A 13,853-nucleotide genomic window follows, 5' to 3' on the forward strand; every position below is an offset into this window, starting at 1 on the left:
CGATGTGGCTACTTCTGAACAACTGCCCGGGGTCTTTTTCGACCAGGGAGAGAAAGCTACCTCTCGCGCCACGCGAGCCACGTCAGAAACCGGCGCAGCGAAAGATGCAGCGGCCGGTTTTGCTGTTTCCGGAAGGGAAGCCACCATCCACACCTTCGTGATCGACACCTCCGTCCTGCTGTCCGACCCGCGCGCTCTGCTGCGCTTTGCCGAACATGAGGTGATCGTGCCGGTGGTGGTCATCACCGAGCTTGAGGCCAAGCGGCACGACCCCGAACTCGGCTACTTCGCCCGGAAGGCGCTCCGGCTCCTTGATGACCTGCGGGTCAAGCACGGCGGACTGAGCCAGCCGATCCCCATCGGCGACGACGGCGGCACGCTCATGGTGGAACTGAACCACATCTCCGCCGAGGTGCTGCCGCTGGGGTTCCGCAGCGGCGACAACGACAGCCGCATCCTCGCGGTCGCAAAAAACCTCGCGAACGAAGGCCGGGACGTCACGGTGGTGTCCAAGGACCTGCCCATGCGCGTCAAGGCCTCAGCCATGGGACTCACCGCTGACGAATACCGCAACGAACTGGTGAAGGACTCCGGCTGGACCGGCGTGGCCGAGGTCGAAGCCGGTGAACAGGAAATCTCCACGCTGTACGGGCACGAACCCGTCTTCATCCCCGCGGCCGCCGAGCTGCCGGTCAACACCGGTCTTGTCCTGCTGTCCAACCGCGGTTCAGCCCTTGGCCGGGTGGGCCCGGACAAGCAGGTCCGCCTCGTCAAGGGCGACCGTGACGTGTTCGGCCTTCACGGGCGGTCCGCCGAACAACGGCTTGCCATCGACATGCTGATGGATCCCGCCGTCGGCATCGTGTCCATCGGCGGCCGCGCCGGCACCGGCAAGTCGGCCCTGGCCTTGTGTGCCGGCCTGGAAGCGGTCCTGGAACGGCGCGAGCACCGCAAGGTCATTGTGTTCCGGCCCCTCTACGCAGTGGGCGGCCAGGAACTGGGCTACCTCCCCGGTTCCGAGTCCGAGAAGATGAACCCCTGGGCACAGGCGGTCTTCGACACCCTTGGTGCACTGGTCAGCCAGGAAGTGGTGGAGGAGGTCATGGACCGCGGCATGCTCGAGGTCATGCCCCTCACCCACATCCGCGGACGCTCCCTCCACGACGCCTTCGTAATTGTTGACGAGGCCCAGTCACTCGAAAAGAACGTCCTGCTGACCGTCATGAGCCGCATCGGCCAGAACTCAAAGATCGTCCTGACCCACGACGTCGCCCAGCGCGACAACCTCCGCGTCGGACGCCACGACGGAATCGCCGCCGTCGTCGAAACCCTGAAAGGACACCCCCTCTTCGGCCACATCACCCTGACCCGCTCAGAACGTTCGCCAATCGCAGCCCTGGTAACAGAACTGCTCGAAGGCTAGTTTCGGGTTCGATAACAAGGGCCGTGGTTCCATTTGCGAGCCACGGCCCTTGTGCGTGGCAGTGATCGGGTTCGTCGGGCCACGGCCCTTGACTGCGTTGCCGGGGCAGGGTTCGCCGGGCCACGGCCCTTCGCCGTCGCTTAGACACGTCGCATAGGGCCCCTCCGGTCGCTGAGCGACCTCCGGCGGCCCGATGCGCCGCGATGCGCTCCTACGCGAAGGACCGTAACCCGACGTGTGCGCGCCTGCACCTGACGTCGGCCTTGGCACGCATCTGATCCAAGGGCATCGCCGAGAAGGACCGCGGCTACACCAGTTGGCAGTCTCGCACTTCCCGACCACCTACAAGCCCGACGGCTCGGCACACGGGCGGTCCCAGTGCTTCGCGTAGGAGCGCATCGCCGACCAGAGCGTCGAGCAGGTCGCCCAGCGACCGAAGCGGCGCGGCGGGAGGTGTCTAAGCGACGGCGAAGCGCTGGGGGCGGACGAACCCCGCCACGGATGCGTACCTAAGCGACGGAGAAGGGCAGCCTCGCGGCGGACTGGACAGCGGACAATCGCTCAGGTGACCTTGAGGAACCTGGCTGCTGGTTCGTGGCCTTCGACTTGGAGGGTCCAGTCGGGGCGTTTGAATGTTTCCGGGGTGAGGCGGACGTGCTGGACTGTTTCGACTTTGGTGCCCCAGGCCTGGCGGGTGGTGCCGTTCAGTTCGTAGCCGAGGGCGCGGGAGACGCCGAGGGAGGGTTCGTTCCACGTGGCTGCTTCGGACTCTGCTGCTTCGGCGCCCAACCAGTCAAAGGAATAGAGGGCGACGGCGGCGCGCATCTCCTTGCCGAAGCCCCGGCCCTGCACGGACTGCTTGAGCCAGGACCCCGTGGTGACCGTCTTGAGCGCGGCGAAGTCCTTGGAGCCGACGTCCTGGCACCCGATGAACCCGCCGTCGTGCCAGATCCCCAGGAGGAGGGTCCAGGATTCGGGGGAGCACTCCGCCCGGCAGCGCCAGTACCAGCGGGCCATGTTGGGCCCCAGTTCGTCTGCCGGGAGCCCGGTCCACGGAGTGCTGAAGGGGCTCCTGCCGGCCTCGTGGATGCCGCTCTGCGCTGCTGCGACGGCCGCAGGAATCTCCTCGTCCCGGATGGGGCGGAGTTCCAGCCGCGGGGTGGCCAGCTTCAGGCCGAAAAGTGGCCACACGTCGCTCAGTGATGTCATCAGCGAAGCCTAACCGAAGAGCCCTGCCAGGCCTGCTCTCAGGCGGGGATATCCCAGGGGATGTGCTGCCGGACGTCGGTGAGATTCATTGACTGGGCCAGGAAGAGGTCGTCAAGCATGTACTCGTCCACAGCGATGATGCGCAGCCAGTGACCGTAGTCCTCAGACCCGGGTTCCAGGGACTGGCTTGCCACGCAGACGCCGGTGTTCAGGTCCACCCGGATCCGGGATCTGCCGGTAAGGCACAGCGGCGCTGTCGGGTGGGCCGGATGGTATGCGGCTGTGGGGACGACAACTGCTTCAAGGACAGCTCGTCCTTCGTGCTCCTGCTGCCGGACCTCCTGTACGTCCACAGCGTTGCTGCCGGGAAACTCAAGGGGTACGGGCGCGTTCCCGGCCAGTTCCACCGGGTCCAGGGCCGCGGAGAACCGGCCGTTGCCGAACCCGGGCTCGCCGTAGGCTGCTTCCGGGCGCCGGCGCACCAGGCCGTGGTCGTCGTACACGGGCGTTACCAGGTGCGGCGGAAGGAGCCACGACTTCCGGGTGGCACTGACGTAGAGGCCGTCTTTGGAATCGTTGATTCCGGTGGTGCTGTGCAGGACGAGTCCGTCCGCGGTTTCAAGGCGGAGTGCGCCCGGCCGGCGCAACCACGCCCGGACCAGGGGCGCCCCCGGGTTGGGCGCATCTGTGAAGGGCTCATCCCAATACTCAAAGCGCAGGGACTGCCACTTCCAGGGCGAGGACCTGCAAAGGTTCCGGAACAACGCAGGGTGCGCGGCGGCTGAAGTGGTGTCCTGATCCATCCGGTGCCGGGAGTCCCACGTCGCCATATCCACAGTTTACGCGCGGGCCGTGCGTCGGCGGGCGGAAATCCAGTAGCATCCGAGGGTGATCCAACGACTGGGCGAACTATGGCAGCACACCCCGCTGGCCTTCTGGCTGGTGCTTGCTGCCTGTGCCTACTTCGCGGTGATGGCCGTCCGGCTCACCCTGATCGACGTCCGGCATCACCTCCTGCCCAACCGGATCGTCTTTCCGTCCTACGCCGTGGCCGGTGTCCTGCTCCTGACGGCAGCGGCCTTTGCAGGGGCGGGCGGGGGCCAGGGTGCTGCCGGTTCCGTTGCCGGCCTTATCGCTGTGCCGGCGCTCCGGGTGGTGGCCGGTGCCGCCATCCTGTGGCTTTTCTACTTCATCCTGCGGTTCGCGTATCCGCCGGGTATGGGTTTCGGTGACGTGAAACTGGCTGGAGTCTTGGGGTTGTACCTCGGGTACCTCGGCTGGGGACACCTGTTTGCCGGTACTTTCCTGGCTTTCCTCCTGGGCGGGGTGTGGTCCATCGCGCTCCTGGCGGCACGCAGGGGAACGCTGAAATCGTCCATTCCTTTCGGGCCCTTTATGCTCGCCGGGGCAGCGGGCGCGATGCTGCTGCCGGCCTGACCCAACCTGCCATTGGCCCTGAACTTGCCTCCGTGCCGGTACAGCGGCCTGGCAGTTCGGTAGGCTGGCGGGATGCCTGCGCCTGACTACATCCTGAAACTCCGCAAGAAAATAGGCAACGATCCACTCTGGGTCCCCGGCGTCCGCGGCGTGGTGATCGATAATGCGGGCCGCGTCCTGCTCGCCCAGCGGGCCGACAACAAACAATGGGCGCTGGTCAGTGGAATGCTCGAGCCGGGGGAGGAGCCGGCGCGGGGCCTGGTGCGGGAGATCTTTGAGGAGACGGCCGTAGTGGCCGAACCGGAGCGCGTTGTCTCCGTGGGGGCCGTGGGTCCGTTCACCTACCCCAACGGCGACGTGTGCGAGTTCCTGGACGTGGTGTTCCGCTGCCGTTACGTCTCCGGGACTGCCCGCGTGAATGACGACGAATCCCTTGCGGTGGGCTGGTTCGGCATCGATGAGCTCCCTGAGCTGATGCCCGGGCACCTCACCAGCATCCACCGTGCACTGGCTCCGGCCGACCCGGCACACTTCGAACCCTGACCGCCCGCACCAAGGAATCCTCCCCGGGGATGGCGCAGGGCGCTGCAACCCCCAAGATCGCAGCGCCCTGCCGGCTGCCGGCAGCCCGCGTCATCAGGCCGCACGACGACGGCGGGCAGCCCGACGGCGGTCAGTTGCGCTGGGAAACCAGCTCGCCGTCGTCGTCCTTCACGTTGTCCCGCTGCCCAGCGGCTCCCGGCTTCGCCTCTGACGGTGATGCCGGCAGCCCGGCGGCGAGGCGCTCGGCCTCCTCGCCGCCCACCGCTTCGCCGCGGGCCACCATCCCGGCCGTGTCCGACAACGGGATCTGTTTCAGTGTGAGGGCCAGGATCAAGGCAACCGCGATGAACGGGATGAGGTACCAGAACACCGGAGCCAGCGACTCGGCGTAGGCGTTCACGATCGCGTCACGCAGCTGCTCCGGAAGCTGGCTCAGCGCCTGCGGGTCCAGGGTGCTGGTGGACCGGGCAGCCTGGTCCGCCGAGGCCCCCGCGCCGGTGAAAGCGCTGGTCAGGGATTCCGATAGCCGGTTGGTGAAAATCGCACCGAAAACTGCCACGCCCATGGCGGCGCCCACCTCGCGGAAGTAGTTGTTGGTGCTGGTGGCGGTGCCGATCTGGTCCGCGGGGACGGAGTTCTGCACCACAAGGACCACGACCTGCATGATCAGGCCCAGGCCTGCTCCAAAGATGAACAGCTGGACGCAGATCACCCAGATGGGCGTACTGGCAGCGAGGGTGGTCATCCAGAGCATCGCAGCCATGGTGAAGGCCGCTCCCAGGATGGGATACATCTTGTACTTGCCGGTTTTGGAGATCCGGATGCCCGAGTAGATGGACGTGCCCATCAGGCCCGCCATCATCGGCAGCATCAGCAGGCCGGACTCGGCCGCGGAGGTGCCGGAGGACATCTGCAGGAATGTGGGGACAAAAGCGATCGCCGAGAACATGCCCAGTCCAAGGGTGAAGCCGATGGCCGTGGCGTTGACGAAGATCCGGTTGCGGAACAGGCTCAGCGGAATGATGGGATCCTCGGCCCGGCGCTCCACGATAACAAAGGCTGCGGCGGACAGGACCATGCCGGCACCAAAGGTCCAGGTGAGCGGTGAATCCCAGCCTTCGTCCTTTTTGCCGCCGAAGTCGGTGAAGAAGATCAGACAGGTGGTGGCCGCGGACAGCAGCACAACACCCAGGATGTCGATCCGCTTTTCAGCCTTCTTGTTGGGCAGCGTCAGCGTGAACCAGGCGATGGCGAAGGCGGCGATGCCGATGGGGATGTTGATGTAAAAGGCCCATTCCCACGTCAGGTGGTCCACAAAGAAGCCGCCCAGCAGGGGGCCGGCCACAGCGGAAAGGCCGAAGATGGCACCCAGCGGGCCCATGTACTTGCCGCGGTCCTTGGCGGGCACGATGTCGGCGATGATGGCCTGTGACAGGATCATCAGGCCTCCGCCGCCAAGGCCCTGGATGGCCCGGAAGATCACGAAGCCCCAGAAATCCGCGGCAAGGGCACAACCCACCGAGGCGAGCGTGAACAGCGCGATGGCTAGAAGGAACAGGTTCCGCCGGCCCAGGACGTCACCGAACTTGCCGTAAATGGGCATCACGATGGTGGTGGCGAGCAGGTACGCGGTGGTGATCCAGGCCTGGTGCTCCACGCCGCCCAGTTTGCCCACGATGGTGGGCATGGCGGTGGAGACGATGGTCTGGTCCAGGCTCGAGAGCAGCATGCCGGCGATCAGCGCGGAGAAGATGATCCAGATGCGTTTTTGGGTGAGCAGCAGGGGACCCGCTGCTGTTGTCCTCTTATTGGTGGCGGTACTCATGGTTGTCCTTCTGCGGCGGTGGTTTGAGGGTGTCCGAGGGGCTGGGAGAAGAGGGTGCTGGCGGCTGTGATGTTCTCCATCAGCAGGTCGCGGTAGGGGCGGGTGTTGCCGTCGGAGAAGTAGGCCATGCTGCTCTTGCGGGCGATGGTGCCCAGCAGCACCACAGCCATCTGCACCACGGGATGGTCGGCGGCAACGCCTTCGCGGCGGGCGACGTCGCGGGCGAACTGGGCCTCGCGCTGTTCGGTGATTCCGATGATCCGAAGGATCAGCTGGGGTTCCTTCTTAACCACGGCGATCAGCTGCCGGGTTTCTTCCTCGGAGCCGGCCATGTCCTCGGAAAGCCGCAGGGAGAGCCGCACCAGGTCCTGGAACAGGGTGGGGGAGATCTCGCCGGGAGGGGACGAGGCGCCGCCTTCGATGAATTCCGCGATGACGTCCGCGGGGATGTCATCGTCCGCGTGGCCGATGATCGCGTCTTCCTTGGTGGGGAAGTAGTTGAAGAACGTGCGGCGGGAGATGGCGGCGCGCTCGCACACTTCCTCAACCGTATAACCGTTGAGGCCGCGTTCGCCCGTCAGTGCCCTTGCGGCGGCGGTGATGGCTGCACGGGTAGCGGCCCGCTTGCGCTGGCGGAGACCGCCCTCTAAAACTGCACTATCATCCATAGAGTGTAGTTTTGCACTAATGGTCTCTTGGTGCAACTTTTGATAACCAGGACTAAGTGAGTAGAAAGCAGTACGACGACGGCCGGTACCTTTCGTGTGAAAGGTACCGGCCGTCGTCGTAAGCGGGCCGCCGCAGCCAGGGAGGCGGCGGGGACTTAGGCCTTGTGGGCCGGGGCCGTCATGGTGGTGACGTCCAGGGCCTTCTCGAGGTCGGCTTCGGAAACCTTGCCCTCGCCGTCGCCGACGAAGCCGAGCTTCTCGGTGGCCTGGCGGACGGTGAGGCCTTCGGCCACGGCCGTCTTGGCGATCTTGGCCGCGTTCTCGTAGCCGATGTACTTGTTCAGTGGCGTAACGATGGACGGAGAAGCCTCGGCGAGGAAGCGCGCGCGCTCCACGTTGGCCGTGATGCCGTCGATCATCTTGTCCGCCATCACGCGGCTGGTGTTGGCCAGCAGCCGGATGGACTCGAGCAGGTTGGACGCCATCACCGGAATACCGACGTTCAGCTCGAAGGCACCGTTGGTTCCGGACCAGGCGATGGCCGTGTCGTTGCCGATCACCTGCGCAGCCACCATGATGGACGCCTCGCAGATGACCGGGTTGACCTTGCCAGGCATGATCGAAGAGCCCGGCTGCAGGTCCGGGATGGCGATTTCGCCCAGGCCGGTGTTGGGGCCGGAGCCCATCCAGCGGAGGTCGTTGTTGATCTTCATAAACGAGATGGCGATGTTGCGCAGTTGGCTGGAGGCTTCGATGAGCCCGTCGCGGTTGGCCTGCGCCTCAAAGTGGTCGCGGGCCTCGGTCAGCGGCAGCCCGGTGTCAGTGGCCAGCAGTTCGATCACGCGTTCGGGGAAGCCTGCCGGGGTGTTGATGCCGGTGCCCACAGCCGTGCCGCCCAGGGGAACCTCGGCGACGCGGGGGAGGGAAGCGTTGATGCGCTCAATGCCGTACCGGACCTGGGCAGCGTAGCCGCCGAATTCCTGGCCCAGCGTCACTGGCGTGGCATCCATGAGGTGGGTGCGGCCGGACTTAACAACGTCCTTGAACTCCACGGCCTTGCGCTCCAGCGACTCGGCCAGGTAGCCGAGGGCCGGAATGAGGTCGTTGATCAGGGCCGATGTCGCGGCAACGTGCACCGACGTGGGGAAGACGTCGTTCGAGGACTGCGAGGCGTTGACGTGGTCGTTCGGGTGGACAACCTTGTCGCTGCCGGACGCCTTCAGGGCACGGGAGGCGAGCTCGGCGATGACCTCGTTGGTGTTCATGTTCGAGGACGTGCCGGAACCGGTCTGGAAGACGTCGATGGGGAAGTCGCCGTCATACTTCCCGGCAGCCACCTCATCCGCCGCGTCTGCGATGGCCTTGGCAAGCTCGCCGTCGAGCACACCCAGTTCAGCGTTGGCCTGGGCGGCCGCCTTCTTGACCCGGGCCAGTGCCTCAATGTGGGCACGTTCCAGGGTCTTGCCGGAGATAGGGAAGTTCTCCACTGCCCGCTGCGTCTGCGCGCGGTACAGTGCGTTCACGGGGACGCGGACTTCGCCCATCGTGTCATGTTCAATGCGGAACTCTTCAGTGGAAGTCATGGGGCTAGCTTAGGGCGATCCGGCATCCCATCGAAAACCGTGAAGAGCATGCTACGGGCAGGTTTTTACCCCCGCCCTACAGCTCACCGATCCCGGAAACAACGTTGGCGCGCCCCTCCGCCAGGCTGTACGAGAGGCCGATGACCGCGGTGCGCCCGCTTTCAATTGCGTCCGAAATCACACGGGAGCTGTCCACCAGCCGCTGGGCGGTCTGCTTGACGTGCTCCACCACCATGTCGTTGACCTCGTGCTTGTCCTGGCGAATTGAGGTGAGCACCGACGGCGTGATGCGCTCCACCAGGTCGCGAATGAAGCCCGGGGGCATCTCGCCGGTGTCCACTGCCGCCTTTGTGGCGCTGACGGCACCGCAGCTGTCGTGGCCCAGGATGGCGATCAGCGGTACGCCGAGCACACCCACGCTGTACTCCAGCGAGCCGAGGACGGCGTCGTCAATAACCTGCCCAGCCGTACGGACCACAAAAACGTCACCCAGTCCGACGTCGAAAATAATCTCGGCGGCGAGCCGGGAGTCCGAGCAGCCGAAGATCACCGCGAAAGGGTGCTGGTTCTCCACCAGGGAGGACCTGCGCGAGGAGTCCTGGTTCGGGTGGGAGGACTGGCCGGCGACAAAGCGTTCGTTGCCTTCGCGCATCCGGCGCCAGGCGAGGGCAGGAGTCAGGTAGGTAGTCACCCTGCTTACCTTAGGGGGCGGTGGTGGCTGCAGGTGAATCTGTGACGGCAGGATTGCTTTCCAGGGACTTCACGACGGCGTCTGCCAAGGTGGCGAACTCGTCCAGCTGGGCGGCGCCGGTGAGGATGACGGTGGTGCCGCGGTACTCCAGCACCATCGACTTCTCACCCTTGCCGGTATCGCGAAGCTCCCATTCCTGGCCGCCCGCGCTGCGGGAACCCGTGACCGGGGCGTTTTTCGTTTGCTGGAGGAGCCAGGTGGGGTTGGCCGTGCGGGTCTGGACCAGTCCGATAAAGGACTCCTTGGGCGTGATGTAGCCCACCTCCCATGCAGGCACGCCGCTTCCCGTGCCCCCTTCCCATCGGGCGTAGTTGGGCCGGAAGGAGTTGCCGGTGTCCGGTGCTGCCGGCGTGAATCCTGCCACGTCCGTTGCGTTCCGGGCGGCGGCGCTGACGTCGATATTGGGGCGGTAGCCGTCGCTCTTCGGGGAGGGGTTCATCAGGACGATGGGCAGGAACGCGGCGATGCTTAACACCAGGGCAATGATCATGCCGATCACCGAAGCGTTGGCCCGCTTGGCTGCCGCCGCCGGAATGACAGGCTTAACCGGCTCCTGCCCTCCGGCCGCGCTGGATCCGCTGTTGCTTCCGGATCCTGCTGGTTCGGGGGAGGGGCTGGTCTTTTCCTGCATTTCATTCACCCCTCTATAGTCGCCCATGCCGGTGTCCAACTCACACTCGGTCCGGCAGGAAGCGTCCCGCTCCGGACCCTGCTTCCGCGTACATTGCGCGGGCGCGTCATCCCGCAGCCGGAAACCGGGTGCCGCGACTATGATCGATATCAGAGGAATCACCGCGCTGCTGTTCCGGCTGTGCGGGTTCAATGATCGCCACTCGAAGAAGAGGTTCACGTGTCACCAGCGTCCATGACCCAGAAGTACTCCACGATCTCCCCCTCCCTGGCGGTGGGCAACGATGAGCCGGACCGCAACCTCGCCCTCGAGCTCGTCCGCGTGACCGAAGCGGCAGCAATTGCCGGCGGCCACTGGGTAGGCTTCGGCGACAAGAACACGGCCGATGGCGCCGCCGTCGACGCCATGCGCTCCTTCCTGCAGACCGTCCACTTCAACGGCGTAGTGGTCATCGGCGAAGGCGAAAAAGACGAAGCCCCCATGCTCTTCAACGGCGAACGCGTTGGTGACGGCACCGGCCCTGAATGCGACGTGGCAGTCGATCCCATCGACGGAACCAGGCTCACCGCACTGGGCATCAACAACGCCCTGGCCGTCCTGGCCGTGGCCGAACGCGGCTCCATGTTCGACCCCTCCGCCGTGTTCTACATGGAGAAGCTCGTTACCGGCCCCGAAGCCGCGGACATGGTGGACCTCCGCCTCCCCGTAAAGCAGAACCTGCACCTGATCGCCAAGGCCAAGGGCGTCAAGGTCAACCAGCTCAACGTCATGATCCTGGACCGCGACCGCCACCGCCCGCTGGTGGAGGAAATCCGCGAGGCGGGCGCCCGCACCAAGTTCATCATGGACGGCGACGTTGCCGGCGCCATCGCCGCTGCCCGCTCCGGCACTGGCGTTGACGCCCTGATGGGCATCGGCGGAACCCCCGAGGGCATCGTGGCGGCCTGCGCCATCAAGTCCCTGGGAGGCGTCATCCAGGGCCGGCTGTGGCCCACCAGCGACGAAGAGAAGCAGAAGGCCATCGACGCCGGCCACGATCTGGAGCGGGTCCTCTCCACGAACGACCTCGTCTCGAGCGACAACTGTTACTTCGCCGCTACGGGCATCACCGACGGCGACCTGCTCAAGGGCGTGCGCTACTCCAAGGACAAGGTCCTGACCCAGTCCATCGTGATGCGTTCCAAGTCCGGCACCATCCGTTTCGTGGACGGCGAGCACCAGGCCAGCAAGTGGGAAGGCTACGCCCGCAAGAGCTGATCCACCTGCCACACAGGCAATGGGCCCCGGAGCGCGCAGCGCGCTCCGGGGCTTTGGCGTTAATGCGTTGGTATAGGGTTTAAGCCATGATTCCAGCTGTTGTGCCCTGTACTGACCGCGCCCTGTGGGACGAATACGTCGACCGGTTCCAGGGGCACCCGCAACAGCTCTGGGGCTGGGGCGAGACCAAGGCCATGCACGGCTGGTCCGTTGACCGGGTGCTGTTGAACGACGGCGACAACAACACCATCGGCTGCGCACAGCTGCTGATCCGGCGGCTGCCGCTGCCCTTCCGCGCACTGGTCTACATTCCCCGGGGGCCCATGTGCACGCCGGAGAATGCACAGGCCGTCTTCAACAGCCTGGCCGGTCATGCTGCCGCCCGCCACCGCGGCGTCGCCCTGAGCATCGAACCGGACTGGGACCAGGACTCGCCGTACGCGGCCGCGGTAAAGGAAGCCGGGTTCCGTTCATCCACCAATACCGTGCTGATCCCGCGCACGCTGATCCTTGACCTCACCCGGTCCGATGACGAACTCATGGCCGACATGTCCAAGTCCACCCGCGCGAACATCCGCAAGGCCATGCGCAGCGACGTCGAGTTCCGCAAGGTGAAGAATGACGCCGAACTTGAGCAGGTGCTGGCGATCTACCACGAAACAGCGGAACGTGCCGGATTCGGGATCCACGAGGACCAGTACTACCGCGACATCTTCCGGAACATGGGGGATGGCTCACCCATCATCGGCGCCTTCGACGGCGAGCAGTTGCTGGCGTTCGTCTGGCTCGCCAGGAGCGGATCCACCGCCTTCGAGCTGTACGGCGGGGTGTCAGCGGAAGGGCAGAAGCAGCGCGTCAATTACGGCGTGAAGTGGGCCGCCCTGCAGGCGATGCGCGAGGACGGCTGCGCGCGTTACGACTTCAACGGCCTCCTCAACGACGGCATCTCCGATTTCAAGAAGCAGTTTGCCAAGCACGAGAACATGCTCCTGGGCACCTGGGAGAAGCCGCTCTCACCGCTGTACCCGGCGTATGCGCAGGCCATGCCCCTGGCACGCCGCGGACTCCAAACAGCCCGCCGTCTCCTTAAGACTGCTGCCGGGAGGGTCCGGCCACTGATCCGGAAGGTGCGCCCGGGCAGCTAGCAGCGTCAGGACAGCCAGCAGCGTCAGGACAGCGGCGACGACGGCACCCGCCATGGTGCCGTCGTCGCCTTTTTGCTGCTGCTAGGCGCGGGCGAGACCATCCCGCAAGCCGGTGGTCACAGCGAAGGCCAGTGCAGTTTCGGTGCTGCCGGCAACCGGATGGACATTGACGGGCGCCTCGGCGGCTGCCAGGAAAGCGCTGCCGCCGCGGGAAAGCTGCAGGTCGCCCTTGGGTGAATCCAGGTAGACGTCCCCCGCAACCACGATCACCACTGCCGCGCCGGACTGTGCCAGCGGGACGGGCCCGGCGTCCGGGGTGAGTTCGATGCGCTGCAGCTGGAACTCCTCGAAAGGCGGGCGGAAGAGCTCCTGGTCCAGCACGGTCCGCTCGGCCTCCAGCATGGGCACGGCAACGGGCCGGAAATCGATGGTCCGCAGCAGTTCGGGGACATCAATGTGCTTTGGGGTGAGTCCGCCCCGCAGCACGTTGTCAGAGGACGCCATGACCTCTACGCCCAGGCCGTGCAGATACGCGTGGACGTTCCCGGCAGGCAGGTAGACCGCCTCACCCGGCTCAAGCGAGATACGGTTCAGCAGCAGCGAGATCAGGACTCCCGGATCGCCGGGGTATTTCTCATTAAGGCTGATGGCCGTGGCAAGTTCGGCGTCGTAGGGAGCCAGTGAGGCTCCGGAAAGCAGCGCGGCCACCACCTGCGCTGTGTCCTCAGCCACGGACGTGCCGCCGGAGATCAGGCGCTCGAAGGCCTTCCGCAAGCCGGCGCCGTCGTTGCTGTCCGCAAGATCCGCAAGCAGTGCGGAAACCAGCGCGGGCGGGCCCGCCACGGCATCAAACGCTGCGGCAACGTGCTGCAGGATATCCCGTGCCTCGCCGGCCGGGCGGAAACCGCAGAGCGCCTCAAACGGCGTCAGGGCAAGAATCATCTCGGGCTTGTGGTTGTCATCCCGGTAATTCCGGTTGGGGGCATTGGCGGCGAGGCCTTCGGCGTTCTCCCGTGCAAAGCCGGCCTTCGCCTGCTCCAGGCTGGGGTGGACCTGCAGTGACAGGGGCTGGGCAGCCGCCAGAATCTTGGCCAGGAAGGGCAGCCGGGGACCAAACCGTGCCACGGAGTCAGCGCCAAGGAAATGCTCCGGATCGCCGGCGATCAGGGTGTCCAGGGTGGCAGTGGACCCGTCCTCGGGCACGTGGGCCACGGACGGTGAGTCCGGGTGCGCACCGATCCACAGCTCTGCTTCCGGACGCCCGGACTCCGGCCGCCCCAGCAACGCGGCGATCGCCGTCGTCGATCCCCAGGCGTAGTCCCGGAGGACATTATCAATCTCGTACAAGGCGGTGTCCGTTCCTAGGTAGGTCTGATGTGGA

Annotated in this window: 13 protein-coding genes; 5 read left to right on the top strand and 8 right to left on the bottom strand. The window is 65.6% G+C overall.

Translation table 11 applies throughout. The features are described 5' to 3' along the window. Window positions 1-4 precede the first annotated feature (4 nt). Window positions 5-1,423, top strand: a complete 1,419-nt coding sequence (locus tag M1D93_RS06425; RefSeq protein ID WP_461174311.1) for a PhoH family protein — start codon at window positions 5-7, stop codon at window positions 1,421-1,423. Between the two features lie 561 nt (window positions 1,424-1,984). On the opposite strand, the gene M1D93_RS06430 is transcribed toward M1D93_RS06425, so the two are convergent. Both M1D93_RS06430 and M1D93_RS06435 read right to left on the bottom strand, forming a co-directional pair. After that, entirely contained in the window at window positions 1,985-2,632 is a 648-nt protein-coding gene (locus M1D93_RS06430; RefSeq protein ID WP_461174312.1) for a GNAT family N-acetyltransferase, read from the bottom strand. A 38-nt stretch (window positions 2,633-2,670) separates the two neighbouring features. After that, window positions 2,671-3,462: a hypothetical protein gene (locus M1D93_RS06435; RefSeq protein ID WP_461174313.1), complete on the bottom strand. Its 792-nt coding sequence runs from the start codon at window positions 3,460-3,462 to the stop codon at window positions 2,671-2,673. Window positions 3,463-3,520: 58 nt separating this feature from the next. Between M1D93_RS06435 and M1D93_RS06440 the strand changes: the two genes are divergently transcribed. Next, window positions 3,521-4,069, top strand: a complete 549-nt coding sequence (locus M1D93_RS06440; protein ID WP_461174314.1) for a prepilin peptidase — start codon at window positions 3,521-3,523, stop codon at window positions 4,067-4,069. A 72-nt stretch (window positions 4,070-4,141) separates the two neighbouring features. After that, window positions 4,142-4,612 (top strand): NUDIX hydrolase, encoded by a 471-nt coding sequence (locus M1D93_RS06445; RefSeq protein ID WP_461174315.1) that lies wholly within the window; start codon window positions 4,142-4,144, stop codon window positions 4,610-4,612. A gap of 130 nt (window positions 4,613-4,742) precedes the next feature. On the opposite strand, the gene M1D93_RS06450 is transcribed toward M1D93_RS06445, so the two are convergent. The 5 genes from M1D93_RS06450 to M1D93_RS06470 form a co-directional block, all read right to left on the bottom strand. After that, window positions 4,743-6,437 carry an MDR family MFS transporter gene (locus M1D93_RS06450; protein ID WP_461174316.1) on the bottom strand — a complete coding sequence of 565 codons (1,695 nt, stop codon included), beginning with the start codon at window positions 6,435-6,437 and terminating at the stop codon, window positions 4,743-4,745. Further along, complete coding sequence (locus M1D93_RS06455; RefSeq protein ID WP_461174317.1) at window positions 6,434-7,105, bottom strand: TetR/AcrR family transcriptional regulator; 672 nt, start codon at window positions 7,103-7,105, stop codon at window positions 6,434-6,436. The genes M1D93_RS06450 and M1D93_RS06455 overlap by 4 nt, the downstream gene beginning before the upstream one ends. Before the next feature lie 155 nt (window positions 7,106-7,260). Then, entirely contained in the window at window positions 7,261-8,688 is a 1,428-nt protein-coding gene (locus M1D93_RS06460; protein WP_461174318.1) for a class II fumarate hydratase, read from the bottom strand. A gap of 76 nt (window positions 8,689-8,764) precedes the next feature. Next, complete coding sequence (locus M1D93_RS06465; protein WP_461174319.1) at window positions 8,765-9,379, bottom strand: carbonic anhydrase; 615 nt, start codon at window positions 9,377-9,379, stop codon at window positions 8,765-8,767. A gap of 10 nt (window positions 9,380-9,389) precedes the next feature. Then, entirely contained in the window at window positions 9,390-10,070 is a 681-nt protein-coding gene (locus tag M1D93_RS06470; RefSeq protein WP_461174948.1) for a DUF4245 domain-containing protein, read from the bottom strand. 234 nt (window positions 10,071-10,304) lie between these two features. On the opposite strand from M1D93_RS06470, the gene glpX reads away from it, so the two are divergent. Together glpX and M1D93_RS06480 are read left to right on the top strand one after the other, a co-directional pair. Next, the gene (gene glpX / locus M1D93_RS06475; RefSeq protein WP_176156781.1) at window positions 10,305-11,327 is read left to right on the top strand and encodes a class II fructose-bisphosphatase; all 1,023 of its coding nucleotides are present in this window, start codon (window positions 10,305-10,307) and stop codon (window positions 11,325-11,327) included. 86 nt (window positions 11,328-11,413) lie between these two features. Continuing rightward, on the top strand, window positions 11,414-12,472 hold the full coding sequence (locus M1D93_RS06480; RefSeq protein WP_461174320.1) for a lipid II:glycine glycyltransferase FemX: 1,059 nt from the start codon (window positions 11,414-11,416) through the stop codon (window positions 12,470-12,472). Between the two features lie 81 nt (window positions 12,473-12,553). Here M1D93_RS06480 and manA read toward each other — a convergent pair whose 3' ends face one another. Continuing rightward, on the bottom strand, window positions 12,554-13,819 hold the full coding sequence (gene manA, locus M1D93_RS06485; RefSeq protein WP_461174321.1) for a mannose-6-phosphate isomerase, class I: 1,266 nt from the start codon (window positions 13,817-13,819) through the stop codon (window positions 12,554-12,556). Window positions 13,820-13,853 lie beyond the last annotated feature (34 nt).

Source organism: Arthrobacter sp. Z1-9 (assembly GCF_054792695.1).